The organism is Bradyrhizobium sp. Bra64 (assembly GCF_024519875.1).
In the GTDB taxonomy this organism is placed as follows: Bacteria; Pseudomonadota; Alphaproteobacteria; order Rhizobiales; family Xanthobacteraceae; genus Bradyrhizobium; species Bradyrhizobium japonicum_G.
In genome coordinates, this window is the sequence record NZ_JALJRD010000005.1 from 78,686 (window position 1) to 100,140 (window position 21,455).

Below are 21,455 nucleotides of genomic sequence, written 5' to 3' on the forward strand. Positions count from 1 at the left end.
GACCCGCGCGCTCGGCTGCCGGGATTGGGCGAAGGCCAGGGATCACCGGCCTCATCCTCCCGCATGGTCCGGGGCGTCCGGTTTGCTGCTCGCGAATCGACGCAAGGACGCCCTGCAAGGTCGTCAAATCCGGCTCTGCTGAGATCGTCCCAGCCCGCTGGATCACGTTCTCTGCGGCCTTCGCCCGATGAGAACATGGCGCCGGGCATATGTTCAACCGGGCAAGCGTGGGGTACTTCACCGATCCTGCGCTCGACTTGGCGGATATCCGCATGGTTTTGGTGCTGAGCGCGACATCGGTCCATTGGACCTGGCCGGACGCGGTGAAAGAGGTCTGTTCCCGTCGATGAAGAACATCGCAGCAATCTTCAATGAGGCGCTCGCGGCCCTGAATGCACGCGATCTCGCGAAGGCCGAAGAGGGCTTCAGGCGCGTCATCAAGTCCGAGCCGTCGCATGTTCCGGCGCTGAACCTGCTGACGATCGCTCTCATGAACACCAACCGGTTCGCCGAGGCCGAGCCGTTCATCGCGCGGGCGGTCAAGCTCAATCAGGGATCCGATGTTTCCTTCTACAATTACGGCCTGATCGCGAAGCAGCTCAACAAGCCCGCACTGGCGCACGAGCAATTCACCAGGGCCCTGCGGCTCAATCCCAATGTGCGCGAGAGCTGGAACAACCGTGGCGCGGTTTGCAATGACCTCGGCCAATACGAAGCGGCGATATCCGACTTCGATCGATCGATCGCATTGGATCGAAACTATCCCGACCCCCATGCGAACAAGGGCAAGTCGCTGCTCGAACTCGGGCGCTACCAGGACGCTTTGGCGGCCTACGACCGCGCGCTTTCCTTGAGGCCGGATTTGCCGGAAGCCTGGCTAGGCCGCGGCACCGTGCTGGCCCGGCTCAGGCGCCGCACTGAGGCTCTTGCCGCCTTTGAGAGGGTTCTCTCGATCCGGACAGACCTGCTGGAGGCCTGGATTGGCAGGGGTCATGTTCTGTATGAGCTCAGGCGCCACGAGGACGCCTTCGCATCCTACGACCGCGCACTCGCCATCGCCCCGCAGGCGGCGGCCGCCTGGCTCGGCCGGGGCAACGCCCTCGCCGATCTCAAGCGCCATGACGAAGCGCTCGCAGCCTACGACAAGGCACTTTCGATCAAGCCGGACTCCACTGAAGCCATGATTGGTCGCGGCAACGTCTTCCTCGGCCTCAGGCGCCACGACGATGCGCTCGCAATCTATGACGCGGCGCTCTCGGGCAGGGCAGGTTCGGCCGAGGCCTGGCTCGGCCGCGGCAACGTCTTTCTCGATCTGCGGCGCCATGACGAGGCGCTCGCTGCCTACGACAGGGCGCTCTCCATCGCTCCGGACCTTGCCGAAGCGTGGCTGGGGCGAGGCAACGTCTTTGCTGACATCAAGCGCTACGGGGAGGCGCTCGAGGGCTACGACAAGGCGCTGTCCCTCAGGTCCGATTTGGCGGAAGCCTGGTTCGGGCGAGGGAATATCTTCGCCGATCTTCGTCGCCACGACGATGCGTTCGCAGCCTTCGACAGGGCGTTGTCGCTGAATCGCGAGCTGCCCGGCGTGGAGGGCGCGCGGCTCTACTCGAAGCTGAATTGCTGCGACTGGACCGACATCGAGAGCGAAAAGGCGCGCTTGATTGAATCCATTCGCGCGGGCGAGGGCGCATGTCAGCCGTTTGCGCTTCTCTCGATCGCCGCATCGGCCGAGGACCAACGACGAAGCGCCGATTTCTGGATCGAAAGAATGCTTGGTCTTGCCGTACGCAAATCGGATGACGTCGTCCCCGCCGACGCCGACAAGATCCGCATCGGGTACTTGTCGGCGGATTTTCGCACCCACCCGGTGAGCTATCTGTCCGCAGGACTTTTCGAAGCCCACGATCGCACCAGATTTGAAACGCATGGATTCTCGATCGGCCCGACCGATGACAGCGATTTGCGTGCACGATTGGAGAGGAGCTTCGTCCACTTTACCGATCTCCACGGGCAGAGCGATGACGAAATCGTCAGCTGCATCAAGACGGCCAAGATCGACATCCTCGTGGATCTGATGGGGCACACGCTTGGAGCGCGGCTCGGCGTTCTCGCGCAGCGGCCAGCTCCCATCCTGGTCAACTATCTCGGCTTCGCCGGCACGGTCGGCGGGGGATTGCTGGACTATGTGATCGCCGACGAGAGGGTCATTCCAGCCGACGACCGCAAGCATTTTTCGGAAAAGGTTGTCTGGCTGCCGCATTGCTTCATGCCCCACGATGCCGAGGGACGTGCGATGTCGCATGTCGGGCTCGACAGGCGAGAGCAGGGACTGCCGGCCGAGGGCTTTGTCTTCTGCGGCTTCAACAACGCCTACAAGCTCAATCCGGCAACGTTTCGGAGCTGGATGCGCATTCTGAAGGAGGTCCAGGGCTCCGTTATCTGGCTTTCCGATCTGCAGGATGTCGCGAAATCCAATTTGCGGAGAGCGGCCGAGGCAAGCGGCGTTGATCCCCAGCGCCTGGTCTTTGCGACACGCGTTGCCTCGACGGCGGATCATCTGGCGAGGCATGGCCTGGCCGACCTGTTCATGGACGCGCTGCCATACAACGCTCACACCACGGCCAGCGACGCTCTCTGGGCCGGCCTGCCAGTGTTGACGCTGGCCGGAGAAGCCTTTGCGGGACGGGTGGCGGCCAGCCTGCTGCAGGCACTGGGACTTGCCGAGCTGATCACGCATTCTCGTGATGAATATGAAGAGCGCGCGATCGCATTGGCTCTCGATCGTGAGAGGCTTCGGGGCATCCGGGAAAGGCTGGAACAGCAACGTCTCACGGCACCGCTGTTCGATACGCCTCTGCTTGCCCGAAACCTGGAAGACGCGTTCGAGGTCATGGTTCGGCGGTGTCGCGCCGGATTGCCGCCGGATCACATCGAGATTTCTCCGGTGTCATCCGTTTGATGCGGGAGCCGCGAGCATCCGGTTCACGCACGAATGTTCCACGCGATGCTCGGGTGCCTGCCCGGTCCTTGTTGCAAGGAGGGGCCTCCAGATTCGACGCGGATTCGTTCGCACGATTCGAGGAGACGGAAGGCGGAACGGCGCCCATTGGCCCCGGCGCCCAAACCGCGGATTTTTGAAGGCAAATGGAACCGTCTGAAACTTGTTATATTTATCAAATAGTTACTAGGGCGCTCTGATCACAACTGCGTGTTATTTGTGCAACACCCGTCGGAAAACACGCGTCACGGGCCCGCTTCGAAGCGTTCTTTTGTTGTGTGTGCAGGGACGTTCGGCAATTGTGATCGGGCGACGGAGGGGGGCATCCCGAGGTCGTCCCGGTTTAGGTGGTTCGCTTAAGTCCCTCGCGTTCAGCGGGTGTGTCCGAAGGCGCGAAGCGGCTAAGCGGTGAGTTAAGGGACAAGGGAACCAACCTTAGGGTGTCATCACCCAGCGGATCCGGAACCTTCCCTATAGAGCAAACTTGGAGGTTTACCATGAAGTTTAAGAGCCTTTTGCTCGGTACGGCGGCGGGTCTGATCGCCGTTGGCGGAGCTCAGGCAGCCGATCTTCCCGTGAAGGCCAAAGCGGTCGAATACGTGAAGATCTGCTCCCTGTACGGTGCCGGATTCTACTACATGCCGGGCACTGACACCTGCATCAAGCTCGGCGGCTACGTCCGTGCGGACATGCTGGGGAACACGAACAGCGACTACGGCATCGGCCAGGGCGCTCCCGGCGGTGCGAACAACCGTCTGGACAACTACTACCAGTCCCGCGCTCGTATGGACTTCAACGTCGATACGCGTACGGCGACCGAGTATGGCGTTGTGCGCACCTACGCCGATATGATCTTCAGCTGGGATAGCCAGGCGACCACCGCCAGCAACCCGTCGGCGTTCTCGGTCGGCTCCGCGACGCTCGGCCTCTACCATGCGTTCATCCAGTTTGCTGGTTTCACCTTCGGCCGCACGGTCTCGATCTTCGACGCGCCGTGGCAGAGCTATCCGGCTGGTGGCCCCGACTTCCTCCCGGGCGGCAGCAACAACGTGACCGGTGTGAACCAGGTTGCCTACACGGCTGATTTCGGCCAGGGCATCACCGGTTCGGTGGCGTTGCAGGACATGACGACCGCCGCAGGCGGCCAGACGAACCTCTATAACGCCAGCATCACTGCTGGTGGCATCAGTGGCTTCACCTCGGCCTCGGCTGCTGGCGCCGCCATGATCCAGGGCATCTACGGCACCAACGATTGGGGTGGCACGCGTACCCCCGACATCGTCGGTCAGGTTCGCGTCGACCAGGCCTGGGGTCTTGCCCAGGTGTCGGTTGCCGCGCACGAACTGCACTCGGCCTACTACGGCACCTCGGAAACGACCGGTCACCCGGACGACAAGTGGGGCTTTGCGGTGCAGGGCGCCTTGTCGATCAAGAACATCCCGACCGGCGCGGGTGACTCGATCAACTTGCAGGCCGTCTACACCGACGGTGCATCGCGCTACAACTTCCAGAGCCTGATGCCGCAGAACATGTTCATCTACGGTGGCAGCGGCATCGCCTACCAGAGCCTCGGCTTCGTCGGTATTTCTGACGGCGTCTTCGGCACCGGTACCGGTATCGATACGGTCAAGACCTGGGGCTTCCGCGGTGGTTACACCCACAACTGGTCTCCGAACTGGGCTTCGTCGATCTATGGTGCTTATGCTTCGCTTCGCTACGGCGACACGGGCAAGGCTCTGATCTGCGCCAACTTCGTCGCCGCCTACGGCGCCGCAACTTCGACTTGCAACCCCGACTTCAACCTCGCGGTTCTCGGTGGTAACGTGGTCTGGACCCCGGTCAAGAACCTCGCCTTCACCGCCGACCTGAGCTACGTCTGGCTCGACCAGAAGTACTCGGGCACGATCACGGGTGCGGCCACGGCGAACGCCGCGGTTGCGAAGCCGGCGACCACCTACGAGCTGAAGGATCAGGGCAATCTCCAGCTGCTGCTCCGCGCTCAGCGCAACTTCTGATCAATCTTACGGTTGATCTGGAAACCCCGGCAGGCAACTGCCGGGGTTTTTCTTTGCGGGCCTTGTAGAGGCGGTCTAAAAGCGGCTCGGTGGGCTGTGCGGTATTGGAGTTTCTGCGCATGAAGGTTCTAACGGGACGGATGCTGGCCGTGACAGCGGCATCGATGGTCGCCGCGGTTACGGCACTTCTTGCGCCGGCAGCTGCTGAACCCCTGGATCCCCGTTATCCGGTCTGCCTCCAGAAATGGGAGTGGGGCGGCAGTAACAGGGTCTCCTGCAGCTATCTGTCATGGGAAGATTGCAGGGCCGCCGCAATGGGACTGTCGGCGATGTGCATGGCCAATCCATATTGGTCCCAGCCGGGTCCAGCCGGTGCGCCGCAGGGCCGGTCCGCCCCGACCAGGACGTGGTGAAAAATCATCCTCCGCGCGTGAAGCGGCGCCGGCTTTGCAGCTCCCCGGAGCTGCCCCGAGCACAACGATCAGACTACCACCTCGGGCCCTTCCACTCCTGGAAGGCGTAGGTTGGATTGAGACCGCAGGAATCGTTCGTGCCTGACGCGGTCGCCATGCACTGGCTGTAAGTAGAAAACAGGCAGTTGCCGGGGTACCCCCAACGCCGTCCTTGCAGGCAATAGCGATCCTGAATGCCGGTCGCCTGCGGCTGGGAATGGTGGCGACTCTTGCCGTAGGCCGGCGGGCCACCGCTCGGCAGAACCGACACAATCACGGCGGTGAAGATGAATGCACCGACCACGCGCAACATGACACGTCTCCAACTTTGTGAGGCTTACCAACCGGTGAGTGGGATTGCTAGTTCCAACCCTCTCTCCGCGCCGTTGACGCAGTAACGGAATCCTGCCGAGGCCTGCCGCACCGGCGCCCCGGCTCAGGAGCCGATCGGGTCCACCGACGAGCCGCTATTCCACGCTGCCGGCACCGCGGCGCAGATCGGCCTCTATCTGCAATCGCGTGCCGCCGCCGAAGCGGGCGCGGTAGACCTGAAGGTTCTCCATGATCCGCTGCACATAGTTGCGCGTCTCGGAGAACGGAATCAGCTCGACCCAATCGATCGCGTCGACCTTCGGGTCGCGCGGATCGCCGTAGCGATTGATCCACTTCTTCACGCTGCCGCGGCCGGCATTGTAGGCGGCAAAGGTCATGATGTAGGAGCCGCGATAATCCTCGAGCAGTCCGCCGAGCTCGGCCGAGCCGAGCGTGGCGTTGTAGACCGAATCGTTCTTCAGCCTTCCCAGATCGTAGGTCGCGCCGTGCCGCTTGCAGACATAGCGCGCGGCATCCGGCGTCACCTGCATCAGCCCGTAGGCCTGCGCCGGCGAGACCACACGAGGATTGAACGCGCTCTCCTGCCGCGCGATGGCGTAGACGATGCTGCGCTCGACCTCCGGGCCGATCGGCGTGAACTGCGGAATGCCGTTGATGGGGTAGGCATAGAAATCGAACGGCAGGCCGCGGTTGAGCGCCGCCTTGCCGAGCAGCAGCATGCCGCGCGCGTCGCTGTAGCGCTGGGTGAGTTCGCCGAGGCCGGCAAGCGCCTCGGGATCGCCGTTCTCGCCCATGTCGGCCAGAACGGGCACCGCCATCTCACGCTCGTCGAGCTCGTAGAGCAATTGCGCGGCGCGCACGATCTCGAGCCGCTCGGCGCCGCGGCCGCGCGGCTGGCTGTTGAGCTCGATCTGGGGCAGGCCGAGTTTTGCGCGCGCGAGCTGGCCGTAATAGCTGGTGGATTGCTCGGCTGCCCGCGCGTAGGCGTTGCGCGCCTCCTGCTGGCGGCCAGCGGCTTCCGCGGCGCGGCCCTGCCAATAGCCGGCGCGCGCCAGCGTGGTCGGATTGACGCTGCCGATCCCGATGCGGGCGAAATGCTGGGTGGCGGCCGCGGGATCGTTGAGGAAGCGCAGCGCGATCCAGCCCGCGGTGAACTCCTGCTCGGTCTTGTAGATGTCGCGCGAGGGCAGTGCGGCGTCGCGCGCGATCAGATAGGCGCTGCGGAATTCCTCGGTGTCGATCATCTTGCGTGCCAGCAGGCGCCGCTCGATCCACCATTCGTCGAGGTTGTAGAGCCGGTTCGGATCCTTTGGCGCCGAAAGCATGAGCTGCGCGGCTTCGGAGAACTTCTCCTCGCGGCGCAACAGCTGGATCTTGCTGAAGATGAAGCCGGCATCGCCGTGCAGCTCGTGCGGCACGGCATCGAGCAGCGCACGCGCGTTCGGTGCCTTCTTGAGGGAGGCGATGCGGGCCTTGGCGAGTGCGACATAGCCGGCGCCGAGGCGCTTTGCAGCACGCAATGCGGCCTCGGTCTCGCTGCCGTACAGCAGCGTGTCCATGCGCGCCTTCTGATCGCCCGGAGTCAGCAGCGCGCCGAACTGGTCGAGTGCGTTGTTCTCGGTGTCTTCCGACATCGGATCGCTGCGCCAGGCCTCGCGCACCAGCCGTTCGGCATTGGCGCGATCGCCGCGCGCCAGCATCGCCTTGGCGAGCGTGAAGCGGCCCTTGGCCGACACGGGGGATTCGTTCTCGAACCATGACCACGCGACTGCATCGTCGCGCCTGTCGTCCCACATCGCGGCCTCGAGGCGCCGACGCAGGAAGGTTTGCGACGGCCAGCTCGGATTGGCGGACAGGAAGGCGCGATAGCGCTCCACGGTGGCGCCATTGTCCTCGCTGCGCAGGATGATCCATTCCGCGAGTTTTCGCGCGACGGGATCCGAGATCGTGTCCGCGGCATTGGTGGCGTCACCCGACTTGCGCTTGCGCACGAGTTCGATGACGGTCTCCAGCGTGTCCTTGTCGGCCTGTGACGTCGAGGAGGTCGCGGCAACCGCGGCCGGCGTGATCGGCTTGCGAGGCGCCGCGTGCTGTCGGGTCGCAGGAGCCAGCACGGGAGCCGCAAGCGGTTTGGCCGCGGCCGGGGCGGTCGGCCTGACGGTGGCCGTCATGGCCGGCGCGGGTGCGGTCCTGGGGACCGGGCCGCTGGCGGTCGGGTGTGATTTTGGCGCGGGGGCCGCTGCCGCAGACTTGGGCTTGTTCTTTGCGGGGTCCTTGCCGGCGTCCCGCGCAGGCTTCTTCGCGGCATCCTTCGCCGCGGCGGGAGTTGCCCCCTTGCTTGCTCCCTTCGCTGTCTCTTTGGCGGGGCCAGTTCCCTTATTGGTCCCCTTGGCCGATTCCTTGGCCTGTCGTTTGGCGGGTCCCTTCGTGGTGTCCTTGGCGGCAGGCTTGGCGGCAGGCTTGGCGGCAGGCTTGGCGGCAGGCTTGGCGGCAGGCTTCGCGGTTTCCTTAGGTGGTTCCTTGGAGGTTTCCGCGCTTGTCTCATTGGACTTGGCCCAGGCGGCGCAGCCGAGCGACAGCCCGGCCATCAGGCACACGAGCAAACCCAGGAATCGCCATGCGGCGCGCGGAAAGGAGGTCACGGCGTTTCGTCGCCCCGAATCAGTCAGCTGGCTCAAGACCTGCTTGTACAAGATCTGGCTGTATTTGATTGAATATGCGGACAAAATACCAACAGCCGCTTACCTTTGCCGGGTTTGCACCACCACCGCGGCAAAATCGCGGCCTAAACGGTGCGTCACGCGGAAGCGGGCCTTTTACCCGCGGGATAGACCCGATATGAATGCGGCTTGCTCTCAAGATTGCCGCGTACGGAGGAAGTCCATGGCAGCCAAGACGAAATTCCGGGGATCGTTCACCGCCTTGGTCACGCCGTTCAAGAACGGCTCGCTGGACGAGGCGGCGTTTCGCTCCCTGGTCAACTGGCAGATTTCGGAAGGCACCAACGGCCTGGTCCCCGTCGGCACCACCGGCGAGAGCCCGACGCTGAGCCATGACGAGCACAAGAAGGTCGTCGAATGGTGCATCGAGGAAGCGAAGGGGCGCGTGCCTGTCGTCGCCGGCGCCGGCTCCAACTCGACCAAGGAGGCGATCGAGCTCGCCCAGCACGCCGAGAAGGCGGGCGCGAACGCGGTGCTGGTGGTGACGCCCTACTACAACAAGCCGACCCAGGAAGGGATGTACCAGCATTTCAAGGCGATCAACGACGCGATCGGGATTCCGATCATCATCTACAACATCCCGCCGCGCTCGGTGATCGACATGTCGGTCGACACCATGAAGCGGCTCTGGGAGTTGAAGAACATCGCCGGCGTCAAGGACGCTACCGCCAGCATGGTCCGTGTCTCGCAGCAGCGCGCGGCGATGGGCGAGGACTTCAACCAGCTCTCGGGCGAGGACGCCACCATCCTCGGTTACATGGCCCATGGCGGCCATGGCTGCATCTCGGTGACGTCGAACGTCGCGCCGCGCCTGTGCTCGGAGTTCCAGGCCGCCTGGGCGAAGGGCGATCATGCCACCGCCTTGAAGCTGCACGACAAGCTGATGCCGCTGCACAACAACCTTTTCATCGAGAGCAATCCGGCGCCGATCAAGTATGCGCTGTCGCTGCTCGGCAAGCTGGACGAGACGCTGCGGCTGCCGATGGTTCCGGTAACCGAGCCGACGCGCGTTGCCGTGCGCAGTGCGATGGTGCACGCTGGCCTGATCAACTGATGCATCGGCTACCGGGGAGCTTGTCATGAGCGCAGTCGACGAAAAGGGCAGGCGGATGCTCACGGAGTTCCGCGAGTTCGCCATGAAGGGCAACGTCGTCGACCTCGCGGTCGGCGTCATCATCGGCGCGGCCTTCGGCGCTATCGTCACGTCGCTGGTCGGTGACATCATCATGCCGATCATCGGCGCCGCGACCGGCGGCCTCGACTTCTCGAACTACTTTGCCCCCTTGTCGAAGGCGGTCACCGCCACCAACCTGGCGGATGCGAAAAAGCAAGGCGCAGTGCTTGCTTACGGCAGCTTCCTTACGCTGACGATCAACTTCATCATCGTCGCCTTCGTGCTGTTCCTGGTGATCCGCGCCATGAACACATTGAAGCGCAAGGAAGAGAGCGCGCCAGCCGCGCCGCCAAAACCGTCGGCGGAGGTCGAGCTGCTGACCGAGATCCGCGATCTCCTCAAGAAGTGACGCGCGCGCTTCATCCAAACTGCTAGCTTACGCGCGCAATGCGATCAGGTTTTTCGACCATGGCCGATAAGAACGAACGTCCTATCAAGGTCATGGCGGAAAATCGCAAGGCCCGCTTCAACTATGCCATCGAGGATACGATCGAGGCCGGCATTGCGCTCACCGGCACCGAGGTCAAGTCGATCCGCAGCGGCAAGAGCACGATCGCGGAATCCTACGCCGATTCCAAGGACGGCGAGATCTGGCTGATCAACGCCACCATTCCCGAATATCTCCAGGGCAATCGCTTCAATCACGAGCCGAAACGGCCGCGAAAACTGCTGCTGCACCGCAAGCAGATCAACAAGCTGATGGGCGCGGTGGACCGCGAGGGCATGACGCTGATCCCGCTCAAGCTCTACTTCAATGAGCGAGGTCGCGCCAAGTTGCAGCTCGCGGTGGCAAAGGGCAAGAAGCTGCACGACAAGCGCGAGACCGAGAAGAAGCGCGACTGGAGTCGGGAGAAGGGGCGCCTGATGCGGGCGAGGGGCTAGCGAGATGACCCAGAGAAACCTGCTCGAGGTCGATTGGACCCAGATTCCCGCCCCCGCGGACGACGGCGGCGCCTCGCACCTGAAAGGCATGACGCTGCCGGCGATCAGCCTGCTCGCCACGGACGACACGTCGGTCGCGCTGTCGGCGCTGCGTGGCCGGACCGTGGTGTTCGCCTATCCCCGCACCGGCGAGCCCGGCAAGATTGCACTGGTCGACGACTGGGACATGATTCCCGGCGCGCGCGGGTGCACCCCGCAGACTTGCGCGTTCCGCGATCTTTTCGCCGAGCTGAAGGCGGCCGGCGCCTCCCACGTGTTCGGCCTATCGACCCAGAGCAACGCGTACCAGACCGAGATGGCCTCGCGGCTGCATTTGCCGTTCCCGGTGCTGTCGGACGAGAAGCTGGCGTTCACGCGTGCCCTCAATTTACCGACCATGGCGGTCGCAGGCCTGACGCTGATCAAGCGCCTCGCGCTGATCATCGACGATGCCAAGGTCACCCATGTGTTCTATCCGGTGTTTCCGCCCGATCGGAACGCCGGCGACGTGCTGGACTGGCTGAAGGCCAATCCCGCCAAGGCCTAGCCCAAAACTAGTCGAGCTCGGCCTTCACCTTCGCGAAGACGGAGCGGAACATGTCCGCCGTCAGCACCCCGGTATTGGTGTTGTAGCGAGAGCAGTGATAGCTGTCGTAGAGCCTGAACGCGCCGGCCTGATGCACCGCGCCGTGGCTGAACGGGGCTTGCGAGCCCTTCAGATTCAGCGGCTTGAGCACGGTATCGTGCGCAATCCGCCCGAGCGCGACGATCGCGCGCAGGTTCGGCATCGTCGCGAGATTCGCCGCGAGAAACTGGCGGCAGGTGTTGATCTCGGCGGGCAGCGGCTTGTTCTGCGGCGGAACGCAATGCACCGCGTTGGCGATCCGGCAGTCGACCAGCTTCAGCCCGTCATCGGGCCGCGCCTGATATTTGCCCTTGGCGAAACCGTATTCGAGCAGCGTGGCGTAGAGCAGGTCACCGGCATAGTCGCCGGTGAAGGGACGGCCGGTGCGGTTGGCGCCCTGCATCCCCGGCGCGAGGCCGACGATCAGGAGGCGCGCCTTGATGTCGCCGAAAGGCGCAACCGGCGCATTGTGCCACAACGGCTCGCGCGCGCGGTTCGCCTCGCGAAAGGCGACCAGGCGCGGGCAGAGCGGACAATCGCGGTCGGGGACGACGGTGAGAGGCTGGCGGCTTGACCGAGCCGCCTCACTCCTCGAAGTCGTCATCGCCCCTCGGCGCCATGGTGGTCGCGCGCTGGAGGAACTGCGGGGCGTGGTGGCGCGCCTCGCGTTCGCCGCGGTCACGCGGGGCAGGGCGTTCGGACGGGTCGCGGCCGAGCTTGGACTGAAGCTCCACGAGGTCGGTGAAGACGTCGGCCTGACGGCGCAGCTCGTCGGCGATCATCGGCGGCTGGCTGGCGATCGTGGAAATCACGGTGACCCGCACGCCGCGGCGCTGAACGGCCTCGACCAGGGAGCGGAAGTCGCCGTCACCCGAGAACAGCACCATCTGGTCGATGTGCTCGGCGAGCTCCATGGCGTCCACGGCGAGCTCGATGTCCATGTTGCCCTTCACCTTGCGGCGACCGGAGGCGTCGATGAACTCCTTGGTCGCCTTGGTGACCACGGTGTAGCCGTTGTAGTCGAGCCAGTCGATCAGGGGGCGGATCGAGGAGTATTCCTGATCCTCGATGATGGCGGTGTAGTAGAACGCCCGAAGCAGCGTCCCGCGGCTCTGAAACTCCTTCAGCAGGCGCTTGTAGTCGATGTCGAAGCCGAGAGTTTTCGCCGTCGCGTAGAGATTGGCTCCATCGATGAAGAGCGCGATCTTGTCGGTGGTGGAAGGTGACATTCAGTTTGCTCGCGTAGAGTTCGTGATTGATCGTTTATTGTTGGCGCGGCGGCCGCAGGCCGCGCACTTCTAAAGTCCCGCCGAAACCCGTCGAAACCGCAAATCCGGAGAAGTCGGGGCAATCAAGGTATAGTTATGGCGGACTTGCATACACCCGGGGCCGCCCTCGATGGCAGCCCGGGAAACCACCCATCCCAGCCCTAATGTGGAGGTATCAGAGCCGTTTGGCGAGGCCAAATCACAAATTGGCCTTGCGAAACCATCCCGGCCCCTATAACTAGCCCCAATCATCCACATATTTCGTCCCACCCACAACGGAGCGACAGTCCATGGCTCGCGTCACCGTAGAAGATTGTATCGACAAGGTCGACAACAGGTTTGACCTGGTCCTGCTGGCCGCCCACCGTGCCCGCATGATTTCGTCTGGTTCACAACTAACGGTTGACCGCGATAACGACAAGAACCCTGTTGTGTCTTTGCGTGAAATTGCCGACACGACCATTTCGCCGGAGGATCTCCGCGAGGAGCTGGTGCATTCGCTCCAGAAGTTCGTCGAGGTCGACGAGCCCGAGCCGGACACTGTGCCGCTGATCGGCTCCGCGGGTGCGAGCGTGGATGCGGATGATACCGAAGTTGCCGTTGAGCGCATGACGGAAGAGGAGCTCCTGAAGGGTCTCGAAGGCCTCGCGCCGCCCGAGGAGCAGCCCGAGGAGGACGAGTAAATCGTCCCGTCGCGATCGTCGACTTCTTGTGATCTTATCAAGGGCCCGAACCGTTGTTCGGGCCTTTGCTTTTGTTGGCGTTTTCGTGGTTACCATAGCGTTGTCAGTTCGCGCCTCGCCCTGTCACTGATTTGATCGGACACGCGCGCGATCGGAGCTAAGATGTATACAACGGGCGGTCTCGTGGCCCGTTTGAAGGCAGGACGGCATGGTATATCGGCGCCGCACACCATCGCAGATGCAGGCCGCAACCGAATCGGTTGCCGTGGCCCCGACTGCGCCGGTGGCGCGCCCGGCAAAGCCTCGCGCGCGCATGATGCGTCAATACGACCTCGTCGAGCGCGTCAGGTCCTACAATCCCAACACCAACGAAGACCTGCTGAACCGCGCCTATGTCTACGCCATGAAGGCGCATGGCTCGCAGACGCGCGCCTCGGGCGACCCGTATTTCTCCCACCCGCTCGAAGTGGCGGCGATTCTCACCGACTTGAAGCTCGACGACGCCACCATCGTGGCTGCGCTGCTGCACGACACGATCGAGGACACCGAAGCGACGCGGGCCGAGATCGACCAGATCTTCGGGCCCGAGATCGGCGCCCTGGTCGAGGGCCTGACCAAGCTGAAGCGGCTGGAGCTGGTGTCGCGGGAGGCCAAGCAGGCCGAGAATCTTCGCAAATTGTTGCTGGCCATTGCCGACGACGTCCGCGTGCTTCTGGTGAAGCTCGCCGACCGCCTGCACAACATGCGCACGCTGGACTTCGTACCGACGGAATCGCGACGGCGCATCGCCGAGGAGACGCTCGACATCTATGCGCCGCTGGCGGGGCGCATGGGCATGCAGGAGATGCGCGAGGAGCTGGAGGACCTGTCCTTCCGCACGCTCGATCCCGAAGCCTATTCGGTGGTGATGCAGCGGCTCGACGCGCTCGCCGAGCGCAACCGCAACCTGATCGGGGAAATCGAGGACCAGCTCTCCAACAATCTGCGCCACCGGGGCCTCGGGGCGCGGGTCTATGGCCGCCGCAAGAAACCATTCTCGATCTGGACCAAGATGGAGCGCAAGTCGGTCGGCTTCGAGCAATTGTCCGACATCTTCGGCTTCCGCGTCGTCGTCAACGACATCGAGGCCTGCTATCGCGCGCTCGGCATCGTCCACACCACCTGGCCGGTCGTGCCGGGACGCTTCAAGGACTACATCTCGACGCCGAAGCAGAACGACTATCGTTCGATCCACACCACGGTGATCGGTCCGGGCAACCAGCGCGTCGAGCTCCAGATCCGCACCGAGGCGATGGACCAGATCGCCGAGCGCGGCATCGCCGCGCATGTCTTCTACAAGGAAGGCGTGGGCTCGCCGACCGAATTCCTCAAGCGCGAGTCCAATGCGTTTGCCTGGCTGCGCCACACCATCGGCATTCTCTCCGAGAGTGCGAACCCCGAGGAATTCCTCGAGCACACCAAGCTCGAGCTGTTCCACGACCAGGTGTTCTGCTTCACCCCGAAGGGCAAGCTGATCGCGCTGCCGCGCCATGCCAACGTAATCGACTTCGCCTATGCCGTGCATACCGACGTCGGCAACAGCGCGGTGGGCTGCAAGATCAACGGCAAGTTCGCACCGCTGTCCTCGGAGCTCCAGAACGGCGACGAGGTCGAGGTGCTGACCTCGGAGGCGCAATCGGCGCCGCCGTCGGCCTGGGAAACGCTGGCGGTCACCGGCAAGGCGCGCGCCGCGATCCGCCGCGCCACGCGCACGGCCGTGCGCGATCAATATGTCGGCCTCGGCCGGCGCATCGTCGAGCGCCTGTTCGAGCGCGCCAAGATCGAATACGCCGACGACAAGCTCAAGGGCGCGCTGCCGCGGCTCGCCCGGACCTCGATCGAGGACGTCATGGCGGCCGTGGGGCGCGGCGAGATCAAGGCCTCCCACGTCGCGCGCGCAATGTATCCCGATTACAAGGAAGAGCGCATCGCGCGCTACGGCATCAAGAAGGGGCTCGCCGCCAAGCTCAAGGAAAAGTCGTCCGAGCCGCCCCGCAGTCCGGTCGCGATCCCGATCCGCGGCATCAATTCCGACCTGCCGGTGAAGTTCGCGCCGAACGGCGGCGCCGTGCCCGGCGACCGCATCGTCGGCATCGTGACGCCGGGCGAGGGCATCACCATCTACCCGATCCAGGCGCCGGCCCTGAAGGATTTCGAGGAGGAGCCTGAGCGCTGGCTCGACGTGCGCTGGGACATCGAGGACTCCGCGCCGCAGCGTTTCCCCGCCCGCATCAAGGTCGAGAACGTCAACGAGCCCGGCGCGCTGGCGCAGATCGCGACCGTGATCGCCGAGCACGACGGCAACATCGACAACATCAGCATGCAGCGCCGCTCACCGGACTTCACGGAGACGACGATCGATCTCGAAGTCTACGATCTCAAGCATTTGAGCGCGATCCTGGCCCAACTGCGTGCGAAGGCGGTCGTCGCCCGCGTCGAACGTGTTAATGGATGAGGCTCGTCGTTGCTGGGCTTGACCCGGCAACCCGTCTCTTCGAAGAGGATGGATGCGCGGGTCGAGCCCGCGCATGACAAGTTGAGAAATGTCACCGTCGTGAGTCCTGAAATGCCTGCACCTCCGCTCCGCCTCGGCGTCAATGTCGACCATGTCGCGACCCTGCGCAACGCGCGCGCCGGCCGCAATCCCGATCCGGTGCGCGCGGCGCTGCTGGCGATCGAGGCCGGCGCCGACGGCATCACGGCCCATTTGCGCGAAGATCGCCGGCACATCCGCGACGAGGACATGGCGCGGCTGAAGGCCGGGATCGCCAAGCCGCTCAATTTCGAGATGGCGGCGACCGACGACATGATGCGCATCTCGCTCGCCACCAAGCCGCACGCCGTGTGCCTGGTGCCGGAGCGCAGGCAGGAGGTGACGACCGAAGGCGGGCTCGATGTGGTCGGCCAGCACAATGCGCTGGCGCCCTATATCGCGCGGCTGAACGATGCCGGCATCCGCGTCTCGCTGTTCATCGCCGCCGATCCCGCCCAGATCGAGATGGCGGCGCGGCTGCGCGCGCCCGTGATCGAGATCCACACCGGCGCCTGGTGCGACGCCGTGGTCGACGGCCACAGCGACAAGGCAGATGTGGAGTGGAAGCGGATCGTGGCGGGCGTGAAGCTGGCGAAGGCCGCCGGGCTGGAAGTGCACGCTGGGCACGGGCTCGACTACGCGACGGCGGAGACCATCGCGGCACTGCCGGAGATCATGGAGCTCAACATCGGCTACTACATGATCGGCGAAGCGTTGTTCGTCGGTCTCGCCGAAACGGTGCGCAGCATGCGCGCGGCGATGGACCGCGGCCGGAGCCGGGCATGATCATCGGCATCGGTTCTGATCTCATCGATATCACGCGCGTCGCCAAGGTGATGGAGCGCCATGGCGAGCGCTTCCTCGATCGCATCTTCACCGCCGCCGAGCGGGCCAAGGCGGAGCGGCGCGCCAAGAACGAGAAGATGGTCGTGGCGACCTACGCCAAGCGCTTCGCAGCCAAGGAGGCCTGCTCCAAGGCGCTCGGCACCGGCATAAGGCGCGGCGTGTGGTGGCGCGACATGGGGGTGGTCAACCTCCCGGGAGGACGGCCGACCATGCAATTGACGGGCGGAGCGCTGGCCCGGCTCCAGGCCCTGACGCCGGAGGGGTTCGAGCCCCGGATCGACCTGTCGATCACCGACGACTGGCCGTTGGCCCAGGCTTTCGTCGTCATTTCGGCCGTTCCGCAGGCCAAACCCTGACGGTTTCTGAATATTTTATAATTCTCGTTATACATCAGTCGCTTACGCGCTTTTGATGTGTTCATCGATTGCGTGGCCTCCGACAACCGTCTAAAAGTCCGCGGACGCAAATCAGGCTGGGCGAATTCGGCTTTACGCCGGAATTGGCCCTCATTATCAGAATCAGGACAATCTCCTTGGGCCGCGAACCGATGGGCTGTTCGCGGGAGGAGGGCGCTCTATGACCGCCGGCCGGAATTGAGAGAGCAATGAGCGTGACTTCGGGAACAAAAACTGAAAGCGGCGTCGGCGAAACGATCCGGGTCGTGATCCACGCTCTCCTGATCGCGCTGGTGATCCGCACCTTCCTGTTTCAGCCCTTCAACATCCCATCCGGCTCGATGAAGGCGACGCTGCTGGTCGGCGACTATCTGTTCGTCTCGAAATATTCCTACGGCTACAGCCACTACTCGATCCCGTTCTCGCCGCCGCTGTTCTCGGGGCGGATCTGGGGCTCGGACCCGAACCGCGGCGACATCGTCGTGTTTCGCCTGCCGAAGGACGATTCCACCGACTACATCAAGCGCGTGATCGGGCTTCCCGGCGACCGCATCCAGATGCGGGACGGGCTGCTCTACATCAACGACACGCCGGTCGAGCGGCAGCGCATGAGCGAGTTTGTCGGCGAGGATCCCTGCGGCGCCGAAGGCGGCGGCGTCTCCCGGGTGAAGCGCTGGAAGGAGACGCTGCCGAACGGCGTGTCCTATGAGACGCTGGACTGCGCCGACAATGGCTATGTGGACAACACCAACGTCTACACCGTGCCGACCGGCCACTTCTTCATGATGGGCGACAACCGCGACAACTCCACCGACAGCCGCTTCCTCGGCCAGGTCGGCTACGTGCCGCAGGAGAATCTGATCGGGCGGGCCCAGATGATCTTCTTCTCCATCGCCGAAGGCGAGCATGCCTGGATGTTCTGGCGCTGGCCGTGGGCGGTGCGCTGGAACCGCTTCTTCAAAATCGTCCGATGAAAGACGAGGCCAAGGACATCGCGACCCAACCGACCGAGGCGCAAGCGGGCCCGGACGGCGAAGCTGCGACCAAGGCACTTGCGACCAAGATGCCCGCGAAGAAGAAGCGGGCGCGGAGCAGCAAGGCCAAGGCCACGGACGCGAACGCGGCGCTTGAGGCGCGCATCGGCCACAGCTTTGCCGATCCGAATCTCCTGATGCAGGCGATCACGCATGTCTCGGCCCTGAAGTCCGGGCGAAAGCGCGGCGACAGCTACCAGCGGCTGGAATTTCTCGGCGACCATGTGCTCGGGCTGGTCGTCTCCGACATGCTCTATCACGCCTTCCCGAACGCGGACGAAGGCGAGTTGTCCAAGCGACTTGCCGAACTTGTGCGCAAGGAAAGCTGCGCCGACGTTGCCAAGTCGCTCGGTCTGCTCGACGACGTCAAGCTCGGTTCGGTCGGGCCCAGCGCCGATGCGCGCCTGCGCAAGAGCGTGCTCGGCGACATCTGCGAAGCCGTGATCGGCGCCGTCTTCCTCGATGGCGGCTACGAGGCGGCGTCCGAATTCGTCAAGCGCAACTGGACCGAGCGCATGCACAAGCCGCGCCGTCCCTTGCGCGATCCCAAGACCGTGCTGCAGGAATGGGCGCAGGGCAAGGGGCTGCCGACGCCGGTCTACCGCGAGGTCGAGCGCACCGGCCCGCATCACGATCCGCAATTCCGCGTCGCCGTCGACCTGCCGGGTCTCGCTCCGGCTGAAGGCATCGGCGGCAGCAAGCGCGCGGCAGAGAAGGTGGCAGCTTCGGTGATGATCGAACGCGAAGGCGTCGGCGGCAGCAATGACGGTTGAAGCAAGCGGCGAGGCGCCCACTGCGACGCGCTGCGGCTTCGTCGCGCTGATCGGCGCGCCGAACGTCGGCAAATCCACGCTGGTCAACGCGCTTGTCGGGGCCAAGGTCACGATCGTCTCGCGCAAGGTGCAGACCACGCGCGCGCTGATCCGCGGCATCGTGATCGAGAACAACGCGCAGATCATCCTGGTCGACACGCCCGGCATCTTCCTGCCCAAGCGCCGGCTCGACCGCGCCATGGTCTCGACCGCCTGGAGCGGGGCCCATGACGCCGACCTCGTCTGCGTGCTGCTGGATGCCAAGGCCGGCATCGACGAGGAGGCCGAGGCGATCCTCACCAAGGCGGCGAGCGTCAAGCACGAGAAGATCCTGGTCATCAACAAGGTCGACCTGGTCCAGCGCGAAAAGCTGCTGGCGCTGGCGCAGGCCGCCAACGAGCGCATGCCGTTCGTGAAAACCTTCATGATTGCGGCGATCTCGGGCGACGGCGTCGACGATCTCAGGCATACGCTCGCCGAGATGGTGCCGCCGGGCCCGTTCCTCTACCCCGAGGACCAGATGTCGGACGCGCCGATGCGGCAGCTTGCGGCCGAGATCACGCGCGAAAAGATCTATCGCAAGCTGCACCAGGAATTGCCCTACCAATCCACCGTCGAGACCGACAAGTGGGAGGAGCGCAAGGACAAATCGGTGCGCATCGAGCAGACGATCTTCGTCGAGCGCGAGAGCCAGCGCAAGATCGTGCTCGGCGCGGGCGGCGCCACCATCAAGTCGATCGGCGCGGACTCGCGCAAGGAGATCGGCGAGATCCTGGGCGTGCCGGTGCATCTGTTCCTGTTCGTCAAGGTCCGCGAGAACTGGGGCGACGATCCCGATCGCTACCGAGAGATGGGCCTGGAATTTCCCAGAGAATAACCAAGAAAAGATCGGTATCCGATGAGCGTGCCCAGCAACGTCCGGCGCTTCGAAGCGTTGCTCTATGCATCGTTGATGCTGGATGCCTTGTCGGTGGCGGTGCAGGACCGCACGCCCAATGCCGAGATGTCCGAGCAGATGATCATGACGTCGACGCTGCTCGCCGGGGGCATGATCCTGCTGCTGGTCTATTTCGTCTGGCTGGCCGCGCGCTGGCGCAAGAACTGGCCGCGCTGGGTGCTGGCGGCAGCGCTCGTGCTGTCGGTGATCTCGCTCGGCCAGATCATCGGCGAGAAGGGCATGGAGCTCGACAGCGCCATCGAGATCGTTTCCTGCGTGCTGACGGCGATGGGCCTGTATTTCTCGTTCCGCGGCGACGCGCAGGGCTGGTTCAACGCGTGAGCGTCCGCGCGGTGCCTTAGGATGGGCAAAAGCGCGCACTCGCGCGCCGTGCCCACCGCAACTGCCAGCGCGCCGTTCGGATCAAAATTGGTGGGCACGCTTCGCTTTGCCCACCCTACGGACGCGTGAAATGCGGTAGAATCCACCCCATGGAATGGACCGACGAAGGCATCGTGCTGGGCGTGCGGCGGCATGGCGAGTCCAGCGCCATCGTCGAGCTGCTGACCCGCGCGCATGGCCGGCATCTCGGTCTCGTCCGCGGTGGCGCCGGCTCGCGGATGCGGCCGCTGCTGCAGCCCGGCAACAGCGTCAGCGTGGTGTGGCGGGCGCGGCTCGACGAGCATCTCGGGACCTATGCCATCGAGGGCCTCAAGCTGCGCGCGGCGGCGCTGCTGGGATCGTCCCACGGCGTCTACGGCATCACTCATCTGGCCTCGATCGCGCGGCTGCTCCCGGAGCGCGATCCGCACGGGGAGATATTTGCGCTGCTCGAACATTCGCTCGACGATTTCGACGACATCGGCAGCGCGGCCGTCCACGTGATCCATTTCGAGCTGGCGATGCTCGCCGAGCTCGGCTTCGGGCTGGCGCTGGAGAACTGTGCGGTGACCGGGGAGACCACGGACCTGATCTACGTCTCGCCCAAATCCGGCGGCGCGGTGTCGCGCGGCGCCGGCGAGCCATGGCGCGACCGGCTGTTGCGGCTGCCGCCGTTCCTGCGCCAGGGCGAGATGCAGAGTGACCTCACTGACGAGGATCTCCAGGACGGCTTTCGACTGACCGGCCTGTTCCTGCTGCGCCACGTGCTGGAGCCGCGCGGGCAAGGCCATTCCGACGCCCGGGCCGGCTTCATCAACGCGCTGACGCGGCAGCAGGCGAAGGCGGCCATTCCGGCGCCATGAGCCTGTCGCAGTTCTGCATTGTCGCAATAGGCCAGCCCGCCGTGGAACGAAATCGGGTTTCCCTGACTTGCCTTTTGGGGTTCCAACCCGGGGATAACCTGATGCTGATCAAGGGACTTATCGTATCGGCAGCGCTTGTCGCGCTGGCGCCGGAAGCGCTCGCTGGCGAGCAGCCGGGCGTGTTTCGTCGCGCCTCCTGCACCGTCGTCAGATTCTATGTGGCCAAATATTCCGCTGCAGCAGCAGAGGCATGGGCGCGATCCAAGGGGGCAACCGAGGCCGAGATCGAGACCGCCCGGCGTTGCGTGACCAATGCCCCGGCCACCACGCAGGCCAAAAACGCGCAACCCACCCAGACTTTCACCGCCGGCTGGGCCGGCCAGTAGGCCGCCCACCGGGAACCAATCGATCCTTGCCCGATTCGCT

The 21,455-nt window shown here is 64.3% G+C and carries 21 protein-coding genes; 17 read left to right on the top strand and 4 right to left on the bottom strand.

Annotated features, from left to right (window positions below):
• Positions 1-346: 346 nt before the first annotated feature.
• The 3 genes from NR187_RS17300 to NR187_RS17310 all read left to right on the top strand — a co-directional run bounded on the left by NR187_RS17300 (position 347) and on the right by NR187_RS17310 (position 5,426).
• Complete coding sequence (locus tag NR187_RS17300; protein ID WP_372703147.1) at positions 347-2,959, top strand: tetratricopeptide repeat protein; 2,613 nt, start codon at positions 347-349, stop codon at positions 2,957-2,959.
• 536 nt (positions 2,960-3,495) lie between these two features.
• Positions 3,496-5,013: a porin gene (locus NR187_RS17305; RefSeq protein WP_211385892.1), complete on the top strand. Its 1,518-nt coding sequence runs from the start codon at positions 3,496-3,498 to the stop codon at positions 5,011-5,013.
• A 140-nt stretch (positions 5,014-5,153) separates the two neighbouring features.
• Positions 5,154-5,426 (top strand): DUF3551 domain-containing protein, encoded by a 273-nt coding sequence (locus NR187_RS17310; protein ID WP_256807259.1) that lies wholly within the window; start codon positions 5,154-5,156, stop codon positions 5,424-5,426.
• 73 nt (positions 5,427-5,499) lie between these two features.
• Here the strand turns inward: NR187_RS17310 and NR187_RS17315 are convergent, their stop codons facing one another.
• Both NR187_RS17315 and NR187_RS17320 read right to left on the bottom strand, forming a co-directional pair.
• Positions 5,500-5,778, bottom strand: coding sequence for a DUF3551 domain-containing protein (locus NR187_RS17315; protein ID WP_256807116.1), 279 nt, complete (start codon positions 5,776-5,778; stop codon positions 5,500-5,502).
• A gap of 154 nt (positions 5,779-5,932) precedes the next feature.
• Positions 5,933-8,386, bottom strand: coding sequence for a lytic transglycosylase domain-containing protein (locus NR187_RS17320; RefSeq protein WP_256807260.1), 2,454 nt, complete (start codon positions 8,384-8,386; stop codon positions 5,933-5,935).
• A gap of 295 nt (positions 8,387-8,681) precedes the next feature.
• Here NR187_RS17320 and dapA point away from each other — a divergent pair, with 295 nt between their 5' ends.
• From dapA to NR187_RS17340, 4 genes are read left to right on the top strand one after another with little or no spacing between them, the layout of a single operon-like run.
• Positions 8,682-9,572: a 4-hydroxy-tetrahydrodipicolinate synthase gene (dapA, locus tag NR187_RS17325; protein WP_211385896.1), complete on the top strand. Its 891-nt coding sequence runs from the start codon at positions 8,682-8,684 to the stop codon at positions 9,570-9,572.
• A 55-nt stretch (positions 9,573-9,627) separates the two neighbouring features.
• On the top strand, positions 9,628-10,041 hold the full coding sequence (gene mscL, locus NR187_RS17330; RefSeq protein ID WP_211386080.1) for a large conductance mechanosensitive channel protein MscL: 414 nt from the start codon (positions 9,628-9,630) through the stop codon (positions 10,039-10,041).
• 59 nt (positions 10,042-10,100) lie between these two features.
• Positions 10,101-10,574 carry an SsrA-binding protein SmpB gene (smpB, locus tag NR187_RS17335; protein WP_211385897.1) on the top strand — a complete coding sequence of 158 codons (474 nt, stop codon included), beginning with the start codon at positions 10,101-10,103 and terminating at the stop codon, positions 10,572-10,574.
• Positions 10,575-10,578: 4 nt separating this feature from the next.
• On the top strand, positions 10,579-11,160 hold the full coding sequence (locus tag NR187_RS17340; RefSeq protein ID WP_211385898.1) for a peroxiredoxin: 582 nt from the start codon (positions 10,579-10,581) through the stop codon (positions 11,158-11,160).
• Between the two features lie 7 nt (positions 11,161-11,167).
• Here NR187_RS17340 and NR187_RS17345 read toward each other — a convergent pair whose 3' ends face one another.
• Positions 11,168-11,842: a uracil-DNA glycosylase gene (locus tag NR187_RS17345; protein WP_211385899.1), complete on the bottom strand. Its 675-nt coding sequence runs from the start codon at positions 11,840-11,842 to the stop codon at positions 11,168-11,170.
• A complete protein-coding gene (locus tag NR187_RS17350) occupies positions 11,823-12,467 on the bottom strand; it encodes an NYN domain-containing protein (protein ID WP_211385900.1) in 645 nt (214 codons plus the stop codon). Before NR187_RS17350 ends, NR187_RS17345 begins: the two co-directional genes overlap by 20 nt.
• A gap of 329 nt (positions 12,468-12,796) precedes the next feature.
• Here NR187_RS17350 and rpoZ point away from each other — a divergent pair, with 329 nt between their 5' ends.
• The 10 genes from rpoZ to NR187_RS17400 all read left to right on the top strand — a co-directional run bounded on the left by rpoZ (position 12,797) and on the right by NR187_RS17400 (position 21,415).
• A complete protein-coding gene (gene rpoZ, locus NR187_RS17355) occupies positions 12,797-13,189 on the top strand; it encodes a DNA-directed RNA polymerase subunit omega (protein ID WP_008133017.1) in 393 nt (130 codons plus the stop codon).
• A 208-nt stretch (positions 13,190-13,397) separates the two neighbouring features.
• A complete protein-coding gene (locus tag NR187_RS17360) occupies positions 13,398-15,683 on the top strand; it encodes a bifunctional (p)ppGpp synthetase/guanosine-3',5'-bis(diphosphate) 3'-pyrophosphohydrolase (protein WP_211385901.1) in 2,286 nt (761 codons plus the stop codon).
• A 111-nt stretch (positions 15,684-15,794) separates the two neighbouring features.
• Complete coding sequence (locus NR187_RS17365) at positions 15,795-16,547, top strand: pyridoxine 5'-phosphate synthase (protein ID WP_211385902.1); 753 nt, start codon at positions 15,795-15,797, stop codon at positions 16,545-16,547.
• Positions 16,544-16,963, top strand: a complete 420-nt coding sequence (acpS, locus tag NR187_RS17370; RefSeq protein WP_211385903.1) for a holo-ACP synthase — start codon at positions 16,544-16,546, stop codon at positions 16,961-16,963. Before NR187_RS17365 ends, acpS begins: the two co-directional genes overlap by 4 nt.
• Positions 16,964-17,211: 248 nt before the next feature.
• Positions 17,212-17,976, top strand: a complete 765-nt coding sequence (lepB, locus tag NR187_RS17375; protein ID WP_211385904.1) for a signal peptidase I — start codon at positions 17,212-17,214, stop codon at positions 17,974-17,976.
• On the top strand, positions 17,973-18,809 hold the full coding sequence (gene rnc, locus NR187_RS17380) for a ribonuclease III (RefSeq protein WP_211385905.1): 837 nt from the start codon (positions 17,973-17,975) through the stop codon (positions 18,807-18,809). Before lepB ends, rnc begins: the two co-directional genes overlap by 4 nt.
• A complete protein-coding gene (era, locus tag NR187_RS17385; protein WP_256807117.1) occupies positions 18,799-19,725 on the top strand; it encodes a GTPase Era in 927 nt (308 codons plus the stop codon). The genes rnc and era overlap by 11 nt, the downstream gene beginning before the upstream one ends.
• A gap of 21 nt (positions 19,726-19,746) precedes the next feature.
• Positions 19,747-20,127: a hypothetical protein gene (locus NR187_RS17390; protein WP_256807118.1), complete on the top strand. Its 381-nt coding sequence runs from the start codon at positions 19,747-19,749 to the stop codon at positions 20,125-20,127.
• 149 nt (positions 20,128-20,276) lie between these two features.
• Complete coding sequence (gene recO / locus NR187_RS17395) at positions 20,277-21,029, top strand: DNA repair protein RecO (RefSeq protein ID WP_211385908.1); 753 nt, start codon at positions 20,277-20,279, stop codon at positions 21,027-21,029.
• A 101-nt stretch (positions 21,030-21,130) separates the two neighbouring features.
• Entirely contained in the window at positions 21,131-21,415 is a 285-nt protein-coding gene (locus NR187_RS17400) for a hypothetical protein (protein ID WP_211385909.1), read from the top strand.
• Positions 21,416-21,455 lie beyond the last annotated feature (40 nt).

Bases quoted from the DNA above. Each gene is read 5' to 3' on its own strand.
- NR187_RS17340 (WP_211385898.1), top strand. From the start codon at position 10,579: ATGACCCAGAGAAACCTGCTCGAGGTCGATTGGACCCAGATTCCCGCC.
- NR187_RS17345 (WP_211385899.1), bottom strand. From the start codon at position 11,842: ATGACGACTTCGAGGAGTGAGGCGGCTCGGTCAAGCCGCCAGCCTCTC.
- NR187_RS17360 (WP_211385901.1), top strand. From the start codon at position 13,398: ATGGTATATCGGCGCCGCACACCATCGCAGATGCAGGCCGCAACCGAA.
- mscL (WP_211386080.1), top strand. From the start codon at position 9,628: ATGCTCACGGAGTTCCGCGAGTTCGCCATGAAGGGCAACGTCGTCGAC.
- NR187_RS17320 (WP_256807260.1), bottom strand. From the start codon at position 8,386: ATGGCCGGGCTGTCGCTCGGCTGCGCCGCCTGGGCCAAGTCCAATGAG.
- NR187_RS17390 (WP_256807118.1), top strand. From the start codon at position 19,747: ATGAGCGTGCCCAGCAACGTCCGGCGCTTCGAAGCGTTGCTCTATGCA.
- NR187_RS17400 (WP_211385909.1), top strand. From the start codon at position 21,131: ATGCTGATCAAGGGACTTATCGTATCGGCAGCGCTTGTCGCGCTGGCG.
- NR187_RS17365 (WP_211385902.1), top strand. From the start codon at position 15,795: ATGCCTGCACCTCCGCTCCGCCTCGGCGTCAATGTCGACCATGTCGCG.
- rnc (WP_211385905.1), top strand. From the start codon at position 17,973: ATGAAAGACGAGGCCAAGGACATCGCGACCCAACCGACCGAGGCGCAA.
- recO (WP_211385908.1), top strand. From the start codon at position 20,277: ATGGAATGGACCGACGAAGGCATCGTGCTGGGCGTGCGGCGGCATGGC.
- NR187_RS17350 (WP_211385900.1), bottom strand. From the start codon at position 12,467: ATGTCACCTTCCACCACCGACAAGATCGCGCTCTTCATCGATGGAGCC.
- lepB (WP_211385904.1), top strand. From the start codon at position 17,212: ATGAGCGTGACTTCGGGAACAAAAACTGAAAGCGGCGTCGGCGAAACG.
- era (WP_256807117.1), top strand. From the start codon at position 18,799: ATGACGGTTGAAGCAAGCGGCGAGGCGCCCACTGCGACGCGCTGCGGC.
- smpB (WP_211385897.1), top strand. From the start codon at position 10,101: ATGGCCGATAAGAACGAACGTCCTATCAAGGTCATGGCGGAAAATCGC.
- dapA (WP_211385896.1), top strand. From the start codon at position 8,682: ATGGCAGCCAAGACGAAATTCCGGGGATCGTTCACCGCCTTGGTCACG.
- NR187_RS17310 (WP_256807259.1), top strand. From the start codon at position 5,154: ATGCTGGCCGTGACAGCGGCATCGATGGTCGCCGCGGTTACGGCACTT.
- rpoZ (WP_008133017.1), top strand. From the start codon at position 12,797: ATGGCTCGCGTCACCGTAGAAGATTGTATCGACAAGGTCGACAACAGG.
- NR187_RS17305 (WP_211385892.1), top strand. From the start codon at position 3,496: ATGAAGTTTAAGAGCCTTTTGCTCGGTACGGCGGCGGGTCTGATCGCC.
- acpS (WP_211385903.1), top strand. From the start codon at position 16,544: ATGATCATCGGCATCGGTTCTGATCTCATCGATATCACGCGCGTCGCC.
- NR187_RS17315 (WP_256807116.1), bottom strand. From the start codon at position 5,778: ATGTTGCGCGTGGTCGGTGCATTCATCTTCACCGCCGTGATTGTGTCG.
- NR187_RS17300 (WP_372703147.1), top strand. From the start codon at position 347: ATGAAGAACATCGCAGCAATCTTCAATGAGGCGCTCGCGGCCCTGAAT.